At 49.5% G+C, this 20,828-nt stretch carries 16 protein-coding genes; 12 read left to right on the top strand and 4 right to left on the bottom strand.

Features of this window, described 5'->3' with window-relative positions; translation table 11 throughout:
• Nucleotides 1–3: 3 nt before the first annotated feature.
• Nucleotides 4–3,393 (bottom strand): transcription-repair coupling factor, encoded by a 3,390-nt coding sequence (gene mfd / locus DW896_RS06540; protein WP_009036808.1) that lies wholly within the window; start codon nucleotides 3,391–3,393, stop codon nucleotides 4–6.
• 653 nt (nucleotides 3,394–4,046) lie between these two features.
• Between mfd and DW896_RS06535 the strand changes: the two genes are divergently transcribed.
• From DW896_RS06535 to DW896_RS06505, 7 genes are all read left to right on the top strand, one after another.
• Nucleotides 4,047–4,802 (top strand): polyprenol monophosphomannose synthase, encoded by a 756-nt coding sequence (locus DW896_RS06535; RefSeq protein ID WP_005826694.1) that lies wholly within the window; start codon nucleotides 4,047–4,049, stop codon nucleotides 4,800–4,802.
• Nucleotides 4,803–4,846: 44 nt separating this feature from the next.
• Nucleotides 4,847–6,193 (top strand): dihydroorotase, encoded by a 1,347-nt coding sequence (locus DW896_RS06530; protein WP_009036807.1) that lies wholly within the window; start codon nucleotides 4,847–4,849, stop codon nucleotides 6,191–6,193.
• Between the two features lie 40 nt (nucleotides 6,194–6,233).
• Complete coding sequence (locus tag DW896_RS06525) at nucleotides 6,234–7,148, top strand: vitamin B12 dependent-methionine synthase activation domain-containing protein (protein WP_009036806.1); 915 nt, start codon at nucleotides 6,234–6,236, stop codon at nucleotides 7,146–7,148.
• 193 nt (nucleotides 7,149–7,341) lie between these two features.
• Nucleotides 7,342–7,827, top strand: a complete 486-nt coding sequence (locus DW896_RS06520) for an RNA polymerase sigma factor (RefSeq protein WP_005826701.1) — start codon at nucleotides 7,342–7,344, stop codon at nucleotides 7,825–7,827.
• Nucleotides 7,828–7,831: 4 nt separating this feature from the next.
• Complete coding sequence (locus tag DW896_RS06515) at nucleotides 7,832–8,458, top strand: hypothetical protein (RefSeq protein WP_005826703.1); 627 nt, start codon at nucleotides 7,832–7,834, stop codon at nucleotides 8,456–8,458.
• Nucleotides 8,446–9,621, top strand: a complete 1,176-nt coding sequence (locus tag DW896_RS06510; protein WP_009036805.1) for a metallophosphoesterase — start codon at nucleotides 8,446–8,448, stop codon at nucleotides 9,619–9,621. Before DW896_RS06515 ends, DW896_RS06510 begins: the two co-directional genes overlap by 13 nt.
• 49 nt (nucleotides 9,622–9,670) lie before the next feature.
• On the top strand, nucleotides 9,671–10,429 hold the full coding sequence (locus DW896_RS06505) for a 1-acyl-sn-glycerol-3-phosphate acyltransferase (RefSeq protein ID WP_009036804.1): 759 nt from the start codon (nucleotides 9,671–9,673) through the stop codon (nucleotides 10,427–10,429).
• 83 nt (nucleotides 10,430–10,512) lie between these two features.
• Here DW896_RS06505 and DW896_RS06500 read toward each other — a convergent pair whose 3' ends face one another.
• Complete coding sequence (locus tag DW896_RS06500) at nucleotides 10,513–11,262, bottom strand: DUF4369 domain-containing protein (RefSeq protein WP_005836000.1); 750 nt, start codon at nucleotides 11,260–11,262, stop codon at nucleotides 10,513–10,515.
• Nucleotides 11,263–11,395: 133 nt separating this feature from the next.
• Here DW896_RS06500 and DW896_RS06495 point away from each other — a divergent pair, with 133 nt between their 5' ends.
• The 5 genes from DW896_RS06495 (at nucleotide 11,396) to DW896_RS06475 (ending at nucleotide 17,954) form a co-directional block, all read left to right on the top strand.
• Complete coding sequence (locus DW896_RS06495) at nucleotides 11,396–12,631, top strand: anaerobic sulfatase-maturation protein (protein WP_005826708.1); 1,236 nt, start codon at nucleotides 11,396–11,398, stop codon at nucleotides 12,629–12,631.
• 52 nt (nucleotides 12,632–12,683) lie between these two features.
• On the top strand, nucleotides 12,684–14,849 hold the full coding sequence (locus DW896_RS06490; protein WP_005826709.1) for a S46 family peptidase: 2,166 nt from the start codon (nucleotides 12,684–12,686) through the stop codon (nucleotides 14,847–14,849).
• Nucleotides 14,850–14,988: 139 nt separating this feature from the next.
• Nucleotides 14,989–17,148: a S46 family peptidase gene (locus DW896_RS06485; RefSeq protein WP_009036803.1), complete on the top strand. Its 2,160-nt coding sequence runs from the start codon at nucleotides 14,989–14,991 to the stop codon at nucleotides 17,146–17,148.
• A 71-nt stretch (nucleotides 17,149–17,219) separates the two neighbouring features.
• Nucleotides 17,220–17,516: a thioredoxin gene (gene trxA, locus DW896_RS06480; protein ID WP_005826711.1), complete on the top strand. Its 297-nt coding sequence runs from the start codon at nucleotides 17,220–17,222 to the stop codon at nucleotides 17,514–17,516.
• Nucleotides 17,517–17,525: 9 nt separating this feature from the next.
• Nucleotides 17,526–17,954 (top strand): co-chaperone YbbN, encoded by a 429-nt coding sequence (locus DW896_RS06475; protein WP_005826712.1) that lies wholly within the window; start codon nucleotides 17,526–17,528, stop codon nucleotides 17,952–17,954.
• Nucleotides 17,955–18,027: 73 nt separating this feature from the next.
• Here DW896_RS06475 and DW896_RS06470 read toward each other — a convergent pair whose 3' ends face one another.
• Both DW896_RS06470 and DW896_RS06465 read right to left on the bottom strand, forming a co-directional pair.
• Nucleotides 18,028–18,870, bottom strand: coding sequence for a histidinol-phosphatase (locus DW896_RS06470; protein WP_009036801.1), 843 nt, complete (start codon nucleotides 18,868–18,870; stop codon nucleotides 18,028–18,030).
• Nucleotides 18,871–18,914: 44 nt separating this feature from the next.
• A complete protein-coding gene (locus DW896_RS06465; protein WP_005826716.1) occupies nucleotides 18,915–20,804 on the bottom strand; it encodes an ABC-F family ATP-binding cassette domain-containing protein in 1,890 nt (629 codons plus the stop codon).
• Nucleotides 20,805–20,828 lie beyond the last annotated feature (24 nt).

The raw sequence follows: 20,828 nt of genomic DNA, 5'->3' as shown, positions 1-20,828 counted from the left end.
CAGTTACTCCTCCACCTGCATTGCCACTACCTCCTGCAACACACAGACAGCTTCTTCCACCGTCCTGACATCCTTCACCAGCATACTCCGTTTGTTGTTCTGTTCGCGCAGGTCACAACGCCGGGTGTACTTCATCATGTAGGCAATGACCTTGCCGAATGCCTGGCTCTGATAATACGGGCTATCCGGATTGGAGACGAAGAACAGGGACATGCGCCCACCTTTCAGAAAGACTTTTTCCACCCCGAGCCGAGCAGCCAGGCGGCGCAAGGGAACGATGCGCAGCAACTCTTCCGTTTCGGGAGGAATCGGACCGAAGCGGTCTTCGAGGCGGGTACGGAAAACATCCACATCCTTGTCGAGTGTCAATCCGTCCAACTCGCGATAAAGCAACATACGTTCGCTGCTGCCGGTCACGTAATCGGCAGGCAACAGAAGTTCGAGGTCACTTTCCACCTGGCATTCGTCGACAAACTGTTCTCCACTGATGACGCCTCCGTCTGCTTTCAGTTCTTCGGCATAAAGGTCGGCAAACTCGTCGGTCTTCAGTTCGTGCACAGCTTCGGAGAGAATCTTTTGATACGTCTCGTAGCCTAGGTCGGCAATGAAACCACTCTGTTCGGCACCGAGCATATTGCCTGCGCCACGGATGTCAAGGTCCTGCATGGCAATGTGGATGCCACTGCCCAGGTCGGAGAAGTTCTCGATGGCTTGCAGGCGTCGTTTTGCTTCGGGAGTAAGGGAGGACAAAGGCGGTGCCAGCAGGTAACAGAAAGCTTTTTTATTGCTCCGCCCCACACGTCCGCGCATCTGGTGCAAGTCACTGAGGCCGAAGTTCTGCGCCTGGTTGATGATAATGGTATTGGCATTGGGTATGTCGATGCCACTTTCGATGATGGTAGTGGCAAGCAGCACATCGTAATCGTAATTGACGAAATCAAAGATTATCTTCTCCAGTTCGGCAGGCTCCATCTGTCCGTGTCCGATACAGACACGGCAGTCGGGAATGTGCCGCTCTATCATGGCCTTCAACTCAACCAGATTGGAAATACGGTTATTCACGAAGAATACCTGCCCGTTACGGCTCATCTCAAAATTGACGGCGTCGGCAATGATTTCCTCGTTGAAGGTGTGCACTTCCGTCTGGATGGGATAGCGGTTAGGCGGCGGTGTCTGGATGACGCTCAAGTCGCGCGCACCCATCAGCGAAAACTGCAAGGTACGGGGAATGGGTGTAGCCGTCATGGTCAGCGTATCCACATTCACCTTCAATTGGCGGAGTTTCTCCTTGACGGAGACGCCGAACTTCTGCTCCTCATCAATAATCAACAAACCAAGGTCTTTGAACTTAACGTCTTTTCCCAGGATACGGTGGGTACCGATAAGAATATTCACTTCCCCTTCGGCAAGCCCTTTCACTACAGCCTTTGCCTGAACAGCGGTGCGGGCACGACTCAGATACTCCACCCGGCAAGGCAAGCCTTTCAAGCGCTCCTTGAAGGTCTGGAAATGCTGATAGGCAAGTACGGTAGTGGGCACCAGTACAGCCACCTGCTTATTGTCCGCCACAGCCTTGAAAGCGGCACGAACAGCCACCTCCGTCTTGCCGAAGCCCACGTCACCGCACACCAGGCGGTCCATCGGACGGGCACTCTCCATGTCGGCCTTCACGTCGGAAGTAGCCTTGCTTTGGTCGGGGGTATCCTCATAGATGAAGGAGGCTTCCAACTCCCGTTGCAGGAAGCTGTCGGAACTGTATTGGAACCCCTTCTCCTCGCGGCGTTGCGAGTAGAGTTTTATCAAGTCGCGGGCAATATCCTTTATCTTCGTCTTGGTGCGGTCTTTCAGCTTCTCCCAAGCTCCGGTGCCGAGCTTGTTGAGGCGGGGCGCTTCACCCTCCTTTCCCTTGTACTTGGAAACCTTGTGCAGAGAGTGGATGGAGACAAACACCACATCTTCGTTCTGATAGACAATCTTCATCACCTCCTGCGTGGTGTCACCGTTGGGGATACGTACCAGTCCGGCAAAACGCCCCACACCGTGGTCGGTATGCACCACATAGTCGCCGGGGGTGAATTGGTTCAGCTCCTTCAGGCTCAAGGCCACCTTGCCGCTGCGTGCCTTGTCGCTCTTCAAGTTATACTTGTGAAAGCGGTCGAACAGCTGATGGTCGGTAAAAATACAGATACGTAAAGTGTCGTCGGCAAAGCCTTCGTGCAGTGTCCGTTCCACGGCGGTAAAGGATATGTTGTCTCCACGGTCCTCAAAGATGGCACGGATGCGGTCGGTCTGTTTCAGGCTGTCGCTGCATATGTAGATGGTGTAGTGACGGGAGAGGTATTCGCGGAAACTCTCCGCCACCATGTCGAAGTTTTTATGGAAGATAGGCTGTACCGTAGTATGGAACGAGATGGTAGCATCCGGCGTTCCGGTGGGCTTGTTGCCGAACTCCATCCGGCGGAAATCGAGGGCGCGCAGGGTGAACTCGCCACCATCAATCAGCTTGCCTTCCAGCGTGATGGCTCCATTCTCCTCCGACTCACGGGCGGCGATGGCCTGTGGGGTAAGCGATTCGTCGTGCACGGTCTGGATGCGTTCGCGTAGCCAGAGAAAATCGCGCATGGCAAGCAAGCTGTCCGACGGAAGGAAATCGAGGAACGACACCATGCCGCCGCTTCCCTTTTTTTCCAGGCTATGGCTCAAGTCGGGAACTATCACGATGCTTTCTTTCTTCTCTTTCGAGAGCTGTGTTTCCACCTCGAAGGTACGGACGCTTTCCACCTCATCGCCGAAAAAGTCTATACGGAAGGGATATTCGGAAGAGAAGGAAAAGACGTCGATAATACTGCCACGAACGGCATACTGCCCCGGCTCGTAGACGTAGTCCACATATTCGAAACCGTAGCTGCGCAATACGTCCGTCACGAAGTTCATATCCACCCTCTCGCCTGCATGCAGTTTCAGTGTATTCTCTCCCAGTTCCTTACGAGAGACCACCTTTTCGGCCAGCGCATCCGGATAGGTCACCACGCAAAGCCCCTCTTCTCCTTTTTGCAGGCGACTCAGCACTTCTGTACGGAGTATTTCGTTTGCCGCATCCTTCTGCCCGTACTTGATGGCGCGGCGGAACGAAGAAGGAAAAAACAATACCTGCTCTGTCCCCAATATCTGCGTCAAATCATGATAGAAATAACCGGCTTCCTCCATATCGCCCAGAATGAAAACGAGCGGACAAGTAGCCCGCTGAACCAATACAGACGAAAACAAAGAAGCGGCAGAGGCATATAAACCTCCGCAATATAGGTGACGGACAGAGTTATCTTTCAGAAGCCTGCACACCCCCTCTACATTGGGATGGGAAGCATAAGATTGTTGCAGTTCAGTTATATTCATTGCTTTGCGCTTTTTCCCCCGGTATTGCCTCTCATAAGGTATCCTACCGAAATAAATTCGGTGCAAAAATACACAAATAATCTTTAGCTTTGACCTGTCGGCAACTATGTTCTCTGAAATAATCTTTCTGCTGTCAGCCTGCACATCCTTCACCTTTTTTCTGTATCGCCCTATTTATCGGGGAAGGCAATGAAACTTCTTTTCCTCCAATTATGAATAACACAGCCTGCACAATCCCTATTCAGGAGTTATGTTACACAAAGTTTATCCCCAGCCTGCGGACATGTATCCCAGGGGTTGGTCTGTCTATCCCAAGGCTTGGGATAGACAGACCAAGACTGAAGAGCACTTTTTCTCCCTATATCTACCCACTTTATCCTTTATACTTCGAAAGTTTTTCTTTAATAGTTTGAATGTTTTCTGTTAATGATTGAAACGGGAATAGCTAAAGATTGAGGCTAAAGTTCAAAGTCAAGCATATGGTTCTTTGATTTAACCTGCATTCCTTATAGTCAGGAGTTAGAAGGAGCTACATAAATGAAAGAGTCGTGGTGCCAGAACTTTGCAAAATCAAGATTTGTGTGAAAATGCTGCCAGATAAAAAAGAAATGTATTACATTTGTTCCCAGTTATAACCCCCATTACCTATAAGTATGCAAACATCAGACAGCATTGTCATCATCCCCACCTACAATGAACGGGAGAATATAGAAAATATCATCCGTGCCGTTTTTGCTCTGAAACATGGTTTTCACATCCTTGTCATTGAAGACGGTTCGCCCGACGGAACGGCTGCCATTGTAAAGACCTTGCAGCAGGAGTTTCCTGAACGCCTCTTCATGGTGGAGCGCAAAGGAAAGCTGGGATTGGGAACAGCCTATATAGCCGGCTTTAAGTGGGCATTGCAACGAGGTTATGAGTATATCTTCGAAATGGATGCCGACTTCAGCCACAATCCCCAAGACCTGCCGCGACTCTACCGCGCCTGCTCCGAAGAGGGTGCCGATGTAGCCATCGGTTCACGTTATGTGAGTGGTGTGAACGTAGTGAACTGGCCCATGGGACGTGTACTGATGTCTTATTTTGCCTCCAAGTATGTGCGCTTCATCACCGGGCTGCCCATCCACGACACTACAGCCGGATTTGTATGTTACCGCCGCCGGGTATTGGAGACCATCAATCTGGACGGTATCCGCTTCAAAGGATACGCCTTCCAGATAGAAATGAAATTCACCGCCTACAAATGTGGCTTCAAGGTAAAGGAAGTGCCTGTCATCTTCATTAATCGCGAACTGGGCACCTCCAAAATGAACAGCAGTATTTTTGGTGAAGCCGTATTCGGAGTGATTCGGTTGAAATGGAACAGTTGGTTCCATAAATATCCTACCGTAGATAAGGAGATGAAGTGATGGGTGATAGAGTGATAGGGGTTTACTACAAATATTAGGAAGATATGAAAAGAATATTGATACATAACGCTACGATTGTCAACGAAGGACAATCCGTGAAAGGTTCCATAGTGATAGAAGACGGGCGCATTGCAGAGGTACTGACCAACTGGAAACCGCTCTCCGCCCCTTGTGACGAGACCATAGATGCCACCGGATGCTATCTGTTGCCTGGCATCATCGACGACCATGTACATTTTCGCGATCCCGGGCTGACCCACAAAGCGGACATCCTCACCGAAAGCCGTGCGGCTGCCGCAGGTGGTGTGACCTCCATCATGGATATGCCCAATACAAATCCGGTGACCACTACGCTGGATGCCTTGAACGCCAAACTTGATTTGCTGAACGAGAAGTGTATCGTAAACCATTCTTGCTACTTCGGCGCAACAAACGACAATTACAGCGAATTCGGCAAGCTGGACAAGCACCGCGTCTGCGGTATCAAGCTATTCATGGGCTCCAGTACCGGAAACATGCTGGTAGACAAGATGAACAGCCTGCTGAACATCTTCAACGGTACAGACATGCTGATTGCCGCCCACTGCGAAGACCAGGAAACCATCAAGAACAATATTGCCAAGTATAAGGAAATGTTTGCCGGAGAGAATGATATTCCCATAGGCAAGCATCCCTACATCCGCTCCTCGGCAGCATGCTATGCATCTTCTGAGCTGGCAGTACGGCTGGCAAGGATTGCCGGTGCACGGCTGCATATTCTGCATGTGTCCACAGCCAAGGAACTGCAACTGTTCAATGACTATTCACTTTCCGAGAAGCATATCACCGCCGAAGCATGCGTTGCCCATCTCCTCTTCACGCTCAGTGACTATCGCACGTTGGGCACACGTATCAAGTGCAATCCTGCCATTAAGAAGCAAGCCGACCGCGATGCCCTGCGTGCAGCCGTCAACTCCGGCCTGATAGACGTTATAGCCACCGACCATGCGCCCCATCTGCTCTCCGAAAAAGAAGGAGGTGCCTTGAAGGCCATGTCCGGCATGCCGATGATACAGTTCTCACTTGTCAGCATGCTGCAACTGGTGGATGAGGGAGTATTCACACTCGAAACCATCGTTGAAAAAATGTGCCATGCTCCCGCACAAATTTACCGCATCAACGAGCGCGGCTATATCCGTGAAGGTTACCGGGCAGACCTTGTGCTGGTACGCCCCGATACCCCGTGGGAAGTGACAGCCGACAAAGTTTTGAGCAAATGCGGCTGGAGCCCATTGGAAGGACATACCTTCAACTGGAAAGTGGAAAGGACTTTTGCCAACGGACATCCCGTTTATAGCGACGGCATGGTGGACGATGCTTATCGTGGCGAGGAACTGAGATTTGGGGAGTGAAGGCTAGGAATTAAGGATTAGGGATTAAGGATTAAATGGGATGAAAAGGACAATACTGGCACCGGGGCATGAATTGCTTTCGTATCGGATTCATGAAGTAACCCCTTACATCAACTGGATTTATTTCTTCCATGCCTGGGGCTTCCAGCCTCGCTTTGCGGCTATTGCCAACATCCATGGCTGCGATTCCTGCCGTGCACTTTGGCTGACGACCTTTCCCGAGGAGGAACGTACCAAAGCTTCCGAAGCCATGCAGCTCTTCAAGGAAGCCAATAGAATGCTCGACCGACTGGACGAAACAATCTCCATCCATTGCATCTTCAGGCTTTGCCAGGCAAATGCAGACGGAGATAACCTCTTGATAGAAGGAACAACCTTCCCTCTGCTCCGACAGCAGACACCACAACCCGATGGCGGTCCATTTCTCTGTCTGAGTGATTTTGTACGTCCCCTCTCTTCAGGCACGCCCGACATCGTAGGGCTTTTCGCCTCTACCATCAGTGAAGAGGCCGAAGAGACTTACAAGAACGACCCTTACAAACATCTCCTTGTACAAACCTTGAACGACCGCCTCGCCGAAGCCGCCACAGAAAAGATGCACGAATATGTCCGCAAGGAGGCTTGGGGCTATGCCCCCGACGAATCCTTGTCCATTCCGGATTTGTTGGTCGAGAAGTACCAAGGCATCCGCCCCGCTGTGGGATACCCCTCCCTACCCGACCAATCCGTGAATTTCCTGCTGGACGAACTGCTCGGCATGAAACAGATAGGCATCACGCTGACTGAACATGGAGCCATGCATCCTCACTCCTCCGTCTGCGGCATGATGCTGGCACATCCCGCATCCCGATACTTTGCAGTGGGCAAGATTGGAGAAGACCAGCTGGACGACTACGCCCGCCGCCGGGGAATGCCAATAGGGGATATGCGGAAGTTTTTAGCCACTACAATATGAATAATGTGCTAATGTGCCTATATGCTAATGTGCCAATTGGCTGCGCTATATGTATATTGTGCTACCATGCCGCAGGTCATTGGCACATTAGCATATAGGCACATTAACACATTAAAATAATCCTTTTTGAACTGTGATTTATCGCCACACAATGCGACTAACAGTGCAAAAGCAATTCGAAAGAAGCTAAAAGATGGAAAATGCAGAACAAGAGTTTGTATCCGTGGTACGGGAGTATGAGCGCGTGATATATAAGGTGTGCTATCTGTACACCACGCCCAATGCTACCCTCAACGACCTGTATCAGGAAGTGGTGCTCAACTTATGGAAAGCATTTCCCAAGTTCCGGCGGGAGTGTAAGATTTCCACATGGATTTACCGCATCGCACTGAACACGTGTATCAGCTTTATCCGCAAAGAAAAGAACATCCCCGAAATCGTCACCCTCACCCAGGAAGCCGACCGGACTGAAGAAACCGACGAGACACAAGCCATGCTACGGCAACTCTACCGGATGATAAACCGGCTGGGACAATTGGAAAAATCCATCATCCTGCTCTATCTGGAAGAGAAAAGCTACGAAGAGATTGCCGAAATCACCGGGCTGACCCTGACTAATGTTGCCACCAAGCTCAGCCGCATCAAGGACAAATTGAAAAAAATGAATAAGGAGGAATAAATATATGGAACTGGATGAACTGAAGAAATCATGGAACGCACTGAATGAACAGTTGCAGAAAGAACCGATTGCTGACGAACAGCAGATTACCGAACTGATTGCCGGCTACAAGGCCAATACCCGCAAAAGTCTGGGACGACTCGTAGTCATACAGCGTTTCTCTATCGGAATGGGAGCGGTAGGTCTGGCAGCCCTTCTGCTTATATGGCTGTTGCTGCCCACCTTCGGCTTCAATGAGCAGCTGCAAGGCAAGATTGTCGCTTTACTGGGATTCATCGCTATAAGCATCCTCATAGGCATGTGGTGGGACTGGAAAACATACCGCTGGAACAAGGACACGCGTATTGATGAAATGGGGGTTGCCGAAGTCAGTCGCCGTATGACCACCTTCCGCCAATGGACCAGATATGAAGTGATGGGCATCTCCATTTGGATTATCCTTTTCAATATCCTCAACTATTGGGTGATGGAATATCATCTGGCACCAGCCAGCGTACAAGCCCTACTGATTACCCTTTTCGTAGTATTTGACGCGCTAATTATCTATATTCTCTACAAAAAAGTGATTTACAAACATCTGGACAATATTAAAAAGAACATTGAAGAATTGAAAGATATATGCACCGAGTAACTCTTGTTTTCATCCTTTTCCTTCTCATCCCCGACCTTTACATTTACTTGGTTTATGTAGTAAGAAAAACCAGAAAGGCAGTCCTTCACTGCCTTTATTGGCTTCCCACCTTGCTATTAGCGGCAGGCTATGTTTACTTCATGTTCCTTACGGGCGACAATGCGATGTCAAACCATACGCAGGCCATAGGCAGACTGGCAATTACCATCATGCTGTTTGTCTTTCCAAAAACCATATTCATGCTTTGCTCGCTGGTGGGAGTACTGGCGCACTTCATCATCCGTCGTTGTCCCCGCAGCCCGTTCACCGCTATAGGACTGGTTTTGGCTGTCGTCAGCTTCTTCAATATCCTTTACGGTACCCTGGCAGGCATCACCCGTTTCGATACAAAAGAAGTGGAATACCGTTCTGCAAATATTCCGGAAGGTTTCGACGGCTACCGCATCGTGCAAATATCGGACATACACATCGGCAGTTGGCAAGGCAATCCGGACCCCATCAAACAGCTGGTCGATTTAGTCAACGGACAAAAGCCGGACCTGATTGTCTTCACCGGTGACCTCGTGAACCAGCAGAGCCACGAACTGGATGGTTTCCAAGAAATACTCTCCCAACTATACGCACCGGACGGAGTATACTCCATCCTCGGCAACCATGACTATGGCTCATACTATCACTGGCAAAGCCCGAAAGCAGAAATCGCCAATCTGGACTATTTAATCCGGCAGCAGAAAGCAATGGGATGGAAACTGCTGAACAATGAGCATGACATCCTTCATCACAAAGGTGACAGCATAGCCCTCATCGGTGTGGAAAACGACGGGGAGCCTCCTTTCTCCCAATTTGCAGACTTGCCACAAGCCATGCAGGGCACGGAGGGAATGTTCCAAATATTGCTCAGCCATAACCCTACCCACTGGAGGCGCGAGGTACTGCCCCAATCGGATATTTCACTGATGCTTGCAGGACATACCCACGCCATGCAAGGCATCTTGTTCGGACACTCCCTTGCCGAACTTATCTATCCGGAATGGAGAGGAATGTACTACGAAGGCAAAAGGGCTTTGTACGTAAATATTGGCATCGGCTATGTGGGACTGCCGTTCCGGTTCGGGGCATGGCCGGAAATTACAGTACTAAAATTAGTAAGAGAGAAAGAGTGACGAAATAAGAAAAAGGTATATCTTTGTAGCAATAAAAAATCCGACACCTATGAAGATACTTTATATCACTTATCAGGTTTGCTTTGCGTTGCCTATTTTATTGGTACTGACTATCCTTACAGCATTGGTCACCATTATCGGTTCGCTGATAGGGGGGGCGCATACCTGGGGGTACTATCCCGGTAAAATCTGGTCACAGCTCATCTGCTATATACTGCTTATTCCGGTGGAGGTACATGGAAGGGAGAAAATACACAAACGTACTTCCTACGTGTTTGTGCCCAATCACCAAGGTGCCTTCGACATATTCCTGATATACGGATTCCTGGGACGGAACTTCAAATGGATGATGAAGAAGAGCCTGCGCAAAATCCCGTTTGTCGGCAAGGCATGCGAGAGCGCAGGACATATCTTCGTCGACCGTTCCAGCCCCAAGAAGGTGCTTGCCACCATGCGGCAGGCAGAATCATCTTTGAAAGACGGCGTGTCACTGGTAGTATTTCCCGAAGGGGCACGTACCTTCACGGGACACATGGGGTACTTCAAGAGAGGTGCTTTCCAGTTGGCAGATGAACTGCAACTGGAAGTGGTGCCCGTCACTATAGACGGCTCGTTCGAGATTCTTCCACGCACCGGAAAGTGGATACACCGTCACCGGATGATACTGACCATCCATGAACCTATTCCTCCCAAAGGGAAAGGGGCAGAAAACATCAAGGCAAGCATGAACGAGGCTTATGCGGCGGTGGAGAGTGCATTGCCGGAAAAGTATAAAGGGATGGTGAAGAACGAAGACCAGGACAGATAAAGACATAATGACAAACGGGAATGCCTGAATATCTTGATAGGATATTCAGGCATTCCCGTTTGTCATTATCAACTCATTCCTGTTTATTTCTGTCCTCCTACAGAAGCATTTTGCTTCATGCGCTTCTGCTCTTCAATCAGCTGCATGTTCTCCTTCGCCTTTGTAAGGAAATCCTTCACCAAAGTATTCTCTTTAAAAGACAAGGGAGCAGTCCTCATGATGTCCTCAATCTGCGGAGTCATCACCGGATAGGGCAGTGTGCTGCACATCATCATGAATACACTGGGGCCCAGCACATTCTCAAAGTTATCTACAATGAACTGCCGGACGTAGTCGTTCATCTCCTTCACAAGTGTTTCGCCTTCCTTTGCCAACTGCCCATGCACATCATCCAGATTGGCACCGTCCAGCACCATACGCGCCTCTTTCCGTTCCAGCTCCTCTATCTTCACTTCCAGGGAATTGCGCTTGTCTATGAACTCGTACAGTTTGTCATTCAAAGGAGTCCCTTTGGCAATCAACTGGGTATTGGAGATGGAAACCACGATTTTGCCGTCTTCCAGCACCAAAGGCATAATGCCCTCGTGGTCCATATAAAGAGTCACCATCATCACGGAATCGGCCCGGCCTTTCATCTTGAAATGCCCATGGATAACCTCTGCCGAGTCAACGTTCACCCATTGCCCGTCCCGAAGCGTCTTGAGGAACAACATCTTTCCGTCAAGGCTGGTTACCGAGGAACTGCCCTCTATCTTATACTTGCGGTTGCAAGAAGTAAAGAGCACAAGCAGGAGCAAAAAGGGTAAAATGCGGTTCACACTCATTCTAATCATGCAAGAAACGATTTTTGAATTACACCCAGCAAAGGTATTAATATTCCTTATAAACCGAATAGAAAGAAAGGATTTTTCATTCGGTTTACGTATTTTTGCACAATTATAAATCATAAAAATAGAGAAAATATACATGTCAACCTATGCACCTTTTGCCAAACCGCTCTATGTAATGCTGAAACCGGTAGGTGCGGTATGCAATCTGGCATGCGATTATTGCTATTATCTGGAGAAATCCAAACTATATAGAGACAACCCCAAGCATGTGATGAGCGAGGAACTGCTGGAAAAGTTCATCGAGGAGTACATCAACTCGCAGACCATGCCCCAGGTTCTGTTCACCTGGCATGGCGGAGAGACGCTGATGCGTCCGCTCTCTTTCTACAAACGTGCCATGGAGCTGCAAAAGAAATATGCCAACGGACGCACCATAGACAACTGCATACAGACCAACGGCACGTTGCTGACCGATGAATGGTGCCGGTTTTTCAAAGAAAACAACTGGCTGGTGGGTGTCTCCATAGACGGGCCTCAGGAGTTCCATGACGAATACCGGAAGAACAAGCAGGGCAAGCCCTCTTTCGTCAAGGTGATGCAGGGCATCAACCTGCTGAAAAAGCACGGTGTGGAATGGAACGGAATGGCAGTGGTCAATGACTACAACGCCGACTATCCGCTGGACTTCTATAATTTCTTCAAGGAGATAGGATGCCATTACATCCAGTTTGCCCCCATCGTGGAGCGCATTGCCCCTCATGGGGACGGACGCCATCTTGCCTCCCTGGCAGACAAGGAAAAGAGCACGCAGCTGGCAGACTTTTCCGTCACGCCGGAACAATGGGGAGACTTCCTATGCGCCTTGTTCGACGAATGGGTAAAGCAGGACGTGGGTACTTACTACATACAGTTATTCGACTCTACCCTTGCCAACTGGATAGGCGAACAACCGGGTGTATGTTCCATGGCAAAGACTTGCGGCCATGCAGGCGTCATGGAGTTCAACGGAGACGTATATGCGTGCGACCATTTTGTTTTCCCCGAATATAAACTGGGCAACATCCATCAGAATACACTGGTGGAGATGATGTACGGAGAACGGCAACAAGCCTTCGGACTGATGAAGCAACAATCTCTCCCCACCCAATGCAGGGAGTGCGAATGGCTGTTTGCCTGCAACGGCGAATGTCCAAAGAACCGTTTTGCACGTACAGCCGACGGAGAGCCGGGACTGAATTACCTTTGTGCAGGATATCATAAGTTCTTCAGTCACGCAGCCCCATACATGGACTTTATGAAGAACGAACTGATGAACCGGCGTCCGCCTGCAAACATTATGGAAGCAATAAGAAACAATGCCATAAAGCCATAAGCCCACAAGCGATGACAATGAAATTCAAAGACATTACTTAATAATTGATTATATGAAGATTACATTTAAGAAAGGTTTGCTTGCGGCCATTGCCGCACTGACAGTCTGCTCTGCGCGTGCAGACGAAGGAATGTGGTTGTTGCAACTGATGAAGCAGCAGAACTCCATCGACATGATGAAAAAGCAAGGACTGAAGCTGGAGGCTGACGACCTTTATAATCCCAACGGCGTGTCACTGAAAGATGCTGTAGGTATCTTTGGCGGTGGCTGTACCGGCGAAATCATCTCTCCGGAAGGACTGATTCTGACCAATCACCATTGCGGATACGGTGCCATACAGCAGCACAGCAGCGTGGAACACGATTATCTGACAGATGGTTTCTGGGCCATGAACCGCAGTGAAGAACTGCCCACCCCGGGATTGAAATTCCGTTTCGTGCACCGCATTGTAGACATCACCGACCTTGTCAACGCTAAAATAAAGGCAGGCGAAGTGACGGAAATCGATGCACTGACTTCCCCGTTCCTCAACAAACTGGCAAAAGAGGAACTGGAGAAGAGCGATTTGAAGGGTAAACCGGGCATTGAAGTGCGCGCACTCCCCTTCTATGCAGGAAACAAATTCTATATGTTCTATTATAAGGTATACAGCGACGTGCGTATGGTTGCCGCTCCTCCCTCCTCGGTAGGTAAGTTTGGTGGTGAGACCGACAACTGGATGTGGCCGCGCCACACGGGCGACTTCTCCATGTTCCGTATCTATGCCGATGCCAACGGAGAGCCGGCTGAATACAGTGAAAGCAACGTACCCCTGAAAACCCCGAAGTTCCTGCCCATCTCCATCAAAGGTCTGAACGAAGGTGACTACGCCATGATTATGGGCTTCCCCGGCAGCACAGAACGTTACCTCACCCAGAGCGAAGTGAAACAACGCATGAACGCCGTGAATCAGGCAATGATTGATATGCGCGGCGTACGCCTCGAAGTGCTGCGCAAGTATATGGATGCCAGTGACAAGACCCGCATCCAGTATGCCAGCAAGTTTGCCGGAAGCAGTAACTACTGGAAGAACTCCATCGGTATGAACAAGGCAATCATCGACAATGACGTGTTGGGCGCCAAAGCCGAAATCGAGAAAAAGTATGCCGCCTTTGCCCAAGGAAAACCCGAATACGAGGGTGTGGTAGAGAAAATTGATGCCATCATCGAGAAAAGCACCCCCACGCTGCGCCAGCTCTACTATACCAACGAAGCATTGCGCGGTGCTATCGAATTCGGCAGTACCTACCTTATCATGGATAACATAAAGAAAGCGCTCGAAGAGAAGAACGACTCATTGCTGCAAGCTTCGAAGAAGCAGTTGGAAAATGCATACGATGGTATCCACAATAAAGACTACGACCACGAAGTGGACCGCGCCGTAGCCAAAGCCATCCTGCCCGCCCTTGCCAAGGCACTGAACGCCGACGAGCTGCCCTCCTTCTACCAAACCATCAACGGAGAGTTCAAGGGCGACTACAACACATACGTAGACAACATTTACGACAACTCCATCCTCTCCAACCGCAAGAACCTGGATAAATTCCTGGCAAAGCCCACCGTGAAAGCCATCGAGAAAGACCCTGCTACGGCTTACTCGCGCTCCAAGAACGAAAAGCTGCAGGAACTCGGAAAGCAATACATGGAACTGGAAAGCGGAATGGAACTGCTCCACAAGGCCTACATCCGTGGCTTGGGTGAAATGAAACAGCCCGTCCCCTCCTATCCGGATGCCAACTTCACCATGCGTCTGACCTATGGTAATGTAAAATCATACAGCCCACGCGATGCCGTACACTACGACTACTATACCACTACCGACGGTATCCTTGAAAAAGAGAATCCCGAAGACCGTGAATTCGTGGTACCCGCCAAGCTGAAAGAACTGATTCAAAAGAAAGACTTCGGACGCTACGCCATGGCAGACGGCACCATGCCGGTTTGCTTCCTCACGACGAACGACATCACCGGCGGTAACTCCGGCAGCCCCGTCATCAATGGCGAAGGACAGCTCATCGGTACTGCTTTCGACGGCAACTGGGAATCTCTGAGCGGTGACATCAACTTCAACAATGACCTGCAGCGTTGCATTGCACTGGATATACGCTACGTGCTCTTCATCCTCGACAAACTGGGCAATTGCAGTCATCTGATAAAAGAAATGAACATTATAGAATAAATTAAAGCCTCTGAGAGATTACCTCCCATACTGAATGGCATTCAGTCGTATAGTGAATGCCATTCAGTCGTATACTTAACCCTATTCAGTCGTATACTGAATAGCCCCCCTCTCAGATGCTCTTCTAACGCACATCACCATGAAAAGAATCCTATTATCATTATTCATTACATCTTCTGTCCTTGCCGCACACGCCGACGAAGGTATGTGGATGCTCACCGACCTGCAAAAGCAGAACGAAGTAGCCATGACGGAACTCGGACTGCTCATCCCCACCAACCAAATCTACAATCCCGACGGCATTGCCCTGAAGGATGCCGTGGTGCATTTCGGCGGTGGCTGTACCGGCGAAGTCATCTCTGCCGAAGGCCTGGTACTGACCAACCACCACTGCGGCTATGGCGCCATACAGCAACACAGCTCGGTGGAACACGACTACCTGACCGACGGTTTCTGGGCTATGTCCCGCGAAGAGGAGCTTCCCTGCAAGGGACTCACCGTCACCTACATCGACCGGATACTGGACGTGACAGAGTACGTAAACGAACAACTGAAAACCGACGACGACCCGAACGGCACCAATTATCTGTCTCCCAAATACCTGAAGACAGTAGCCGACCGCTTCGCCAAGTCCGAAGGCATCGCCCTGACACCTGGCCGCAAACTGGAACTGAAAGCCTTCTACGGTGGAAACAGATACTATCTGTTCGTAAAGACCACCTATAGCGACATCCGCATGGTAGGCGCTCCCCCCTCCTCCATCGGCAAGTTCGGCGCAGACACCGACAACTGGATGTGGCCCCGCCACACGGGAGATTTCTCCATGTTCCGCATCTATGCCGACAAAGACGGGAAACCCGCCGCTTACAGCAAAGACAACGTTCCCCTGAAAGTGAAGAAACATCTCACCATCAGCCTTGACGGCTATCGCGAGGGCGACTTTACCTTCGTCATGGGATTCCCCGGACGCAACTGGCGCTACATGATTTCCGACGAGGTGGAAGAGCGTATGCAAACCACCAACTTCATGCGCCACCACGTGCGCGATGTCCGCCAGAAAGCTCTGATGAAACAAATGTTGCAAGACGATGCCGTACGCATCCACTATGCCAGCAAGTATGCATCTTCTGCCAACTACTGGAAAAATGCCATCGGTATGAACGAAGGTCTCGTCCGTCTGAAAGTATTGGACACTAAACGTGCACAGCAAGAGGCACTTCTGGCACGCGGACGCTCGCTGAACGACAATAGCTATCAGCAAGCATTCGACCAGATACGCGCCATCGTAAAGCAACGCCGTCCAGCCCTCTACCACCAGCAAGCCATTCAAGAAGCACTGGTGACGGGACTCGATTTCATGCGTATCCCCAGCACCGCAGGACTGGTATCTGCCTTGAAGAACAAGGACAAGAAACAGATTGCAGCAGCTAAAGACAGCCTTCAGAAGGCAGCCGACCGCTACTTTGCCTCTGTCCCCTTCCCCGAAGTGGAACGTATTGTTGGCAAGGAAATGCTGAAAATCTACATGAAGTATATCCCTGCCGAACAACGCATCGGTATTTTCCAAATCATAGACAAGCGTTTCAAGGGCAACAGCGACGCTTTCATCGACGCCTGCTTTGAACATTCCATCTTCGGCAACAAGGAGAACTTTGCCAAGTTCATCCGCAAGCCCAGCCTCTACAAGATTAATACAGACTGGATGGTCTTGCTGAAATATTCCATCACGGACGGCCTGCTTCAGACCTCCATTGCCATGATGGATGCCAATAAAAACTACAATGCCGCCCACAAGGTATGGGTAAAGGGCATGATGGACATGAAACTTGCCAATGGTCAGCCCATCTATCCGGATGCCAACTCCACCTTGCGCCTGACCTACGGTCAAGTGCTCCCCTACGCTCCGGCAGACGGTGTGAAATATGATTACTACACCACTCTGAAAGGAGCTATGGAGAAGGAAGATCCCGACAATTGGGAGTTTGTAGTCCCCGCCAAACTGAAACAGCTGTATCAGGCAAAGGATTTCGGACGTTATGCCATGCCGAACGGCGAAATGCCCATCTGCTTCATTGTCAACACAGACAATACCGGTGGAAACTCCGGCAGCCCAGTGTTCAATGCCAAAGGAGAACTGATAGGTACCGGCTTTGACCGCAATTACGAAGGTTTGACTGGCGACATTGCCTTCCGTCCGTCCTCCCAACGAGCAGCATGTGTAGACATCCGCTACACCTTGTTCATCATCGACAAATACGCGGGAGCTTCGCATCTCATTGAAGAGATGACGATTAAATAATGATTTAGCGAACAAATCCTCCTCCTATTTTGTTATCATTACAAATAAATAAAAACAGAAAGGAAAAAATTATGGAAAAGTTTGAAGAATTGATACAATCAGAAAAGCCCGTTTTAGTTGATTTCTTTGCAACCTGGTGTGGCCCGTGCAAGGCGATGCATCCGGTACTGGAAGAACTCAAAAACGAAATAGGAGATGCTGCCCGTATCGCCAAAATAGATGTAGACCAGCACGAAGAACTTGCTGCCCGCTACCGTATACAAGCAGTACCGACATTTATCGTATTTAAGAAAGGCGAAGCCGTATGGCGCCACTCGGGTGTCATCAGCGGTAAGGATTTGAAAGCCGTTATAGAACAAAACTCTTAACAAGAAGAAATGAAGAAGATTATAGCAATGGTTGCCCTCGTGTTTTCTTGCATGCTGGCCTATGCTCAAACAAACGGAGAAGTTATCGTCATGAACAAAGCCATGTTCATCAAGGATGTGTTCGACTATGAGAAATCCCAGGACTGGAAATACAAGGGAAACAAGCCTGCCATCATAGACTTATATGCCGACTGGTGCGGACCTTGCCGCATGGTGGCTCCCATTATGAAGGAACTGGCCAAAGAGTATGCCGATAAAATCGTTGTCTACAAAGTCAATGTGGATAAGGAAAAGGAACTGGCAGCGTTGTTCAATGCAACAAGCATCCCTCTTTTTGTATTCATCCCTATGAATGGAGAGCCTCAGCTCTTCCGCGGAGCAGCCGATAAGGCTACCTACAAAAAGGCGATTGACGACTTTTTACTGAAAACAGAATAGTTCATAATAGAAAGAAAAAACTCCTGACTACCTTTACAAAAAGGCAAGTCAGGAGTTTTTGTATCCTATTCACTCAAAACACGATAGGCATCTCTTTCCATTCTCCTCCGTGTAGTTCCATCACCGATTCATACCCAGCCTTCCTCAAGGCACGCAAGGCTTCGGGACGTCCGTTGCTTATCCGTTCCGGATAGTGTGAATCACTGTTTACCTGCACACGTACACCCAAATCATGCAGGTAGGAGAAGTACCGCTCATTGGGGTAAAAAGTACCCAGGTCATGATAGGCTTTGGTATTGACCTCTACCTGATAGCCACGACGGGCAATATCTGCGAAATACGCCCTAACCAGCTCATCATACCAAGGCTCGTCCAGCAATCCCGGGCGATAGCATGCCGCATTGTAGTGCATCTTATCGGCATGGCCCACAATATCGAAACCACCCAGCTCGAGCATCCTCGTCAACCTACCATAATAGAGACGGACCACATGCTCCAAATCACTGCAGAAATGTCCGTCTACAATGGTCTTAAAGGTATCCGCAGATACATCTACATCCACCACTTCCCCTTTGTCATTGTAGAGAAGATGTACAGAACCAATACGGTAGTCCAACGGCAACTCCCTGAAACGGGCGATGGACGGATTACTCGCTTCATTCAGATAATCAATCTCCAGACCGATATACAGTTCGATACGTCCGGCATACTTCTCCTTCAGACGATGGAATTCAGATAGATAGTCGTCCATGATATCCCACTCCATAGTCCATGCCGTAGAAAAAGGCAATGGAGCATGCGATGAAAAGCCATAAGATGTAAAACCTTCACTCAATGCAAAACGCACAAAGTCCTCCATGCCGGCACGCCCGTCACAATAAAGGCTATGGCTATGATAATTCGTCAGATTTCCCACTTTCTCAGTTCTAATTTTTAATTCTTAATTTTCAATTTCGAACTTCAGTTCGATTCTATCTCACTCAGCTCCAGCCAGCGCAATGTTTTTTCGTCAATCAAGTCCGACAATTCCGGCAAACGTTTCGACTTCTCCGTCAGTTCGTCCACAGACAAAGTACCGCTGCACAAAGCCTCTTCAATTGCATTCTTTTCGGTTTCCAGGTCAGCTATCTCCTGCTCCAATTGTTCAAACTCGCGTTTTTCCTTAAAAGACATGCGCCGCTTTTCGTTCAGACGCACCTTCGCCGTCTTGTCCTCCTGAGCCTTGGCGGCTTCTTTCTCTTTCTCCTTTTCTTGATGGACTTTCGCATCTTTCCAGTCGCGATATTGTGTATAGTTGCCGGGAAAGTCGCGGATGTCCCCTTGTCCGTTGAACACTAACAGATGGTCTACCACTTTGTCCATGAAATAACGGTCGTGGCTCACCACAATCACGCATCCTTTGAAATTCTGCAAATACTCTTCCAGCACATTCAGCGTCACAATATCGAGGTCATTGGTCGGCTCATCCAGCACCAGGAAGTTGGGATTGCGCATCAGGACCGTACACAGATAGAGGCGGCGGCGTTCTCCCCCACTCAGCTTGTAGACATAGCTGTGCTGTGTCTCGGGAGTAAACAGGAAATGTTGCAGGAATTGCGATGCCGTCAGCTTCTTGCCGTTGCCCAGTTCTATGACTTCGGCAATGTCCTGCACTACATCAATCACTTTCATCTGCTCGTCAAACTGCAAGCCGTCCTGCGAGTAGTAACCGAAGCGGACCGTCTCGCCAATGTCCAGCGTACCGCTGTCTGCCTGCTCCAACCCCATCAGTATCTTGATGAAGGTCGACTTGCCCGTACCGTTATTCCCTACGATACCCATCTTTTCGTAACGGGAGAAGATGTAGGAGAAATCATCCAGAATCTTCAAGTCACCAAAGGATTTGTACAGATGGTCTGCCTCGAATATCTTACTGCCTATATAAGAAGCCTTAACGTCCAGCTTTACATTGTCGTTGTTGAAACGCTGCTTAGCCACCTTCTCCAACTCGTAAAAGGCATCCTCCCGATAGCGTGCCTTGTGCCCGCGGGCTTGCGGCATGCGGCGCATCCATTCCAGCTCTGTGCGGTAGAGGTTATTGGCACGTTCTATCTCCACAGTCTTGGCCTCGATACGCTCTTGGCGCTTCTCCAGATAATAACTGTAATTGCCTTTATACTGATAAATCTGCCGGTTGTCTATCTCTACGATTTCGGAGCATACCCGGTCGAGGAAATAACGGTCGTGCGTCACCATCAGCAAGCTGAGGTTGTTCCGGCGGAGATATTCCTCCAGCCACTCCGTCATATCGAGGTCGAGGTGGTTGGTAGGCTCGTCCAGTATCAGCAAATCGGGTTCAGTGATAAGGGTATTGGCAAGTGCCACACGCTTCAACTGCCCGCCGGACAGATGTTTTACGTGCTGACTGAAATCACGTATTTTAAGTTGAGACAGAATCTGTTTCGCCTTCTGCTCGTACTCCCAAGCTTTTTCATGGTCCATACGCACCAGAATTTCGTCCAAGCCGGGATGCCCCTCCGTTTCCATGCAACGTTCATATTCCTTGATTAACTCGACAGTACTGTTGCCATGATGGAAGCACGCTTCGAGCACGGTCAGCTCTTCGGGATATTGCGGGTCTTGTTCCAGATAACCCACACGCAAATCACGACGGAAGGAAATGGTGCCATTGTCATACCCTTCCTTGCCGGAAAGGATATTGAGCAATGTCGTCTTGCCACTGCCGTTCTTGGCTATCAACCCGACACGCTGTCCCTCGGACAAGCCCAAAGAAATATTTTCGAATAGTACCAAGTCACCGAACGACTTGGTCAAGTTTTCCACCTGAAGAATTGAATTTACTGCTGCCAATGCTTTAATAGTTGAAAAATGAAA

This window comes from Bacteroides sp. AM41-16, from assembly GCF_003603495.1.
GTDB classification, from domain to species: Bacteria; Bacteroidota; Bacteroidia; order Bacteroidales; family Bacteroidaceae; genus Bacteroides; species Bacteroides uniformis.
The sequence above is the reverse complement of the archived record's forward strand: the minus strand, read 5'-3'. Positions and strand labels throughout refer to the sequence as shown.